A 3,055-nucleotide genomic window follows, 5' to 3' on the forward strand; every position below is an offset into this window, starting at 1 on the left:
AGGTCGGCGTCGATCTTGGCCAGCACCGCGTCGGGCACGGAGTCCGGAACGTAGGTCTGCATCTGCTTGAGCGTGATGCCGCGTGCTCGCTCGACCTGCGGGTTGTTGATGATGTCCGGGAGGTACTTGGCCACCACAGCCTTGGCGGCCGGGTCGTCGAGAAGCGTCCCCACCGTCGTGTCCGAAGTGGTGTAGTGCGTCGGAGTGGCCGCCGGGGTTGCGGCGGGAGCAGGAGTCGATTGCGCCAGTGCTACGGGCGCGGCGATCAGCGTGGCGCCGAGAACGGTGGTCGCGGCCAGGGCGTTGAGCTTGGACAACAGGGGCATGCTCTTTCCTTCTAAAGTTTGGGGTTGCATCAATCTAACGGTGACTGAACTCGGCATCGACATAGGGTCGGATCACCTCGACCCACGCGCGATAAGCCGCGCCGGTGAGATGAAGGTTGTCGGCACTGTATCTGTCGAGAATCTCACCGCAGTTCCCGGCCAGGATCTGGAACAGGTCGACGAAGGTCGCGCCCGTCGCCGTGGCGATTTCGCGGTAGATGCCGTTGAGAGCCTCTACCTTGTGTCGATAGGAAGCGGCACGGGGCGTGACGCTCTGAAGGTACAGGAGAGTGCCGGGCGCACCCGCAAGGCAACGCTCGATGATGGCCTGAACATTCGCGCCGATACGCTGGAGCGGCACGTCGCGCGTGAGATCGTTGGTACCGATGAGCAGGAACAACAGGCGCTGGCGACCGAGAGAATGGCCGAGACGATCCAGCACGCCCTGGCTGGTGTCCCCGGCGATGCCGCGGTTGACGACGGCACGGTCGGGGAACCACTCGTTCCACAGGCCGTATTCGGTGATGCTGTCGCCCAGGAAAAGCAGATCGGTATCGATCGGCGCGGCGACCTCGAACTGCGACCGGCGCATGTGCTGCATCTTGTCGAGATACGGGTCGATCAGCTTCAGCAATGTTCGCGCGACGAGGGGCATCAGCCGGCGAGGCCACCGGTGCGGACACGCAACTTCAGCTGTTCGGCGACTGCCGGAGGGACGATATGGAAACTCGGAAGGCACATGGACAATCATCTTCCCACTGGCATACAGCGCATGCCGCCCCGGCATCTACTGACACGTGTAAGTAGCGTTCTATTTCTTGGAGGATTGTTTGTCAAACGCCGACAAAGGCCGGGAAGTCCCCGCGCGGCGCCCGACCAGCGCCGACGTGGCCAAGCGGGCCAACGTCTCCCGGGCAACGGTCAGCTACGTGCTCAACAACACCTCCAGCCAGACGATCTCGGCCAAGACGCGCGAGGAGGTTCTCAAGGCCGCGGCGGAGCTCGGCTATCGGCCGAACCTGGCCGCGCGCAATCTGGCCGCCGGCGACAGCGGCACCGTGCTGAACGTCGTCACTGATCCGAAGCTCGGCGAATTCGGGACTGCGATTATCCGCCAGCTCAGTAAAGTGCTGACAAGCTACGGCCTCATCCAGTCGGTGATCTTCGATGAGCCGGGATCCAAGGCGGTGGTCAACGCCATCAACGACGTCCGTCCGGTGGCGGTGGTCAGCCAGACGCCGCTGAGTCGCACGGCCATGGCGGCGCTGACCAAGGCCAGGATCCCGCACCTGAACATCCAAAGCGCCGCGCTGAGCGCATTGTACCTCACCGTCGGCGACGCGCAGGTCGCTCATCTGATATCGCGCGGCTATCGCCGGCTCGCCTTCGCCATGCCCACCGCTCAAGATGATCGGTGGCTGGCGACCGCCCGATGCGAGGCGGTGCGGGCCGCCACCGCCTCGCGCGGGCTTGACGAACTGCTTGTCGCCGAGCTGGCGACCGATGGATCGGATGCGCGTCAGATCGTCGCCGGCTGGCACGACGCCGGGGTGGAGGCGGTCTGCGCGTTCAACGATCGGGTGGCGCTGATCGTGCAACACGGCATCCGTGCGGCCGGCCTGCGGTGCCCGGCGGATCTGGCGCTGATCGGCGTTGACGCGGACCCGATCGGCCTCGTCGCCGACCCCGCGCTGACGACGATCGCGTTCGACCAGGGCGGGCTGGTCGGGCTGTCGCTGGACGTCCTGCTGCAGGCGCTGGGTTACACGACCGGCGACTCGGCCACGGCGTCCACCCTGGTGTCGCTGGTGCAGCGCGCCTCCACCTGAAAACGGCCGTGCCCGGCCGATGCGTGGGCCGGTTGTGCATCTTCTGATCGACTTGTGATCTCATGCGGCTCTGAGCGGCTCTTGCACAAACTATTGCATACTGTAACTGACGCGCGTCAGCAGAAGATCGGCGCCGCACGTCGACAAGCTGAAGGTAGTTGTCGCCGGCACCCGTCGGCGACGCATCGACGGGCGGCGGCGAAGAACCAGAGGGAGAGAATCATGGGACGCAATCGTGTTTCGCTACTGACATTGGCCATCGTGCTGATGTCCGCAGTTCCGGCCGCGGCTCAGGTCGCCCCGGACGATTCGGCGCAGGATCAGGCCGCCAACGCCAGCCAGCAGCAGGGCGTCCCGCAGCAGACCAACACCGAGGCGAGGCCGCAGGAGCTGCAGGAGGACGCTGCTGCAGCGCAAGGCGACATTGTCGTCACGGCGCAACGCACCAGCAGCCTGGCGTCGAAGACCCCTATCGCCCTGTCCGCAATCGACGGCGACGCACTGCGCTCGCAAGGTGTCACCAATCCGACGCGGCTGGAGGAGCAGGTGCCGAACCTCTCGATCGTGCGCAACCAAGGATTGCAGATCACGATCCGCGGCGTGTCGTCCAGCGACAACAGTGAGAAAGGCGATCCTTCCGCCGCGTTCCTGCTCGACGGCGTGTACCTGGCGCGGCCCCAGGCGCAGGAGGTCAGCTTCTTCGACGTCGCCCGCGTCGAAGTGCTGCGCGGACCGCAGGGGACGCTGTACGGCCGCAATACGACCGCGGGCCTCATCAACGTCATCACCAACCGGCCCGCGTCCGAGTTCCAGGCCGCGGGCAACCTGATCTACGGCAATTACGATACCGTGCAGGGCGACGCGATGATCAACCTGCCGATCAGCGACTTGCTCGCACTG

4 protein-coding genes are annotated in these 3,055 nt (G+C 65.3%); 2 read left to right on the forward strand and 2 right to left on the reverse strand.

Annotated elements, in window-relative coordinates:
• Positions 1-326 (reverse strand): hypothetical protein (locus ACE5C1_RS00440; protein ID WP_374942094.1); only part of this gene is annotated, 326 nt, incomplete at its 3' end.
• A 34-nt stretch (positions 327-360) separates the two neighbouring features.
• Positions 361-981 (reverse strand): GDSL-type esterase/lipase family protein, encoded by a 621-nt coding sequence (locus tag ACE5C1_RS00445; RefSeq protein WP_374942095.1) that lies wholly within the window; start codon positions 979-981, stop codon positions 361-363.
• A 175-nt stretch (positions 982-1,156) separates the two neighbouring features.
• Between ACE5C1_RS00445 and ACE5C1_RS00450 the strand changes: the two genes are divergently transcribed.
• On the forward strand, positions 1,157-2,155 hold the full coding sequence (locus ACE5C1_RS00450) for a LacI family DNA-binding transcriptional regulator (protein WP_374942096.1): 999 nt from the start codon (positions 1,157-1,159) through the stop codon (positions 2,153-2,155).
• A 222-nt stretch (positions 2,156-2,377) separates the two neighbouring features.
• A partial coding sequence (locus ACE5C1_RS00455; RefSeq protein ID WP_374942097.1) for a TonB-dependent receptor plug domain-containing protein occupies positions 2,378-3,055 on the forward strand: 678 nt, incomplete at its 3' end.

It is taken from the genome of Sphingomonas sp. (assembly GCF_964263785.1).
Lineage (GTDB): Bacteria > Pseudomonadota > Alphaproteobacteria > Sphingomonadales > Sphingomonadaceae > Sphingomonas.

Bases quoted from the DNA above. Each gene is read 5' to 3' on its own strand.
- ACE5C1_RS00445 (WP_374942095.1), bottom strand. From the start codon at position 981: ATGCCCCTCGTCGCGCGAACATTGCTGAAGCTGATCGACCCGTATCTC.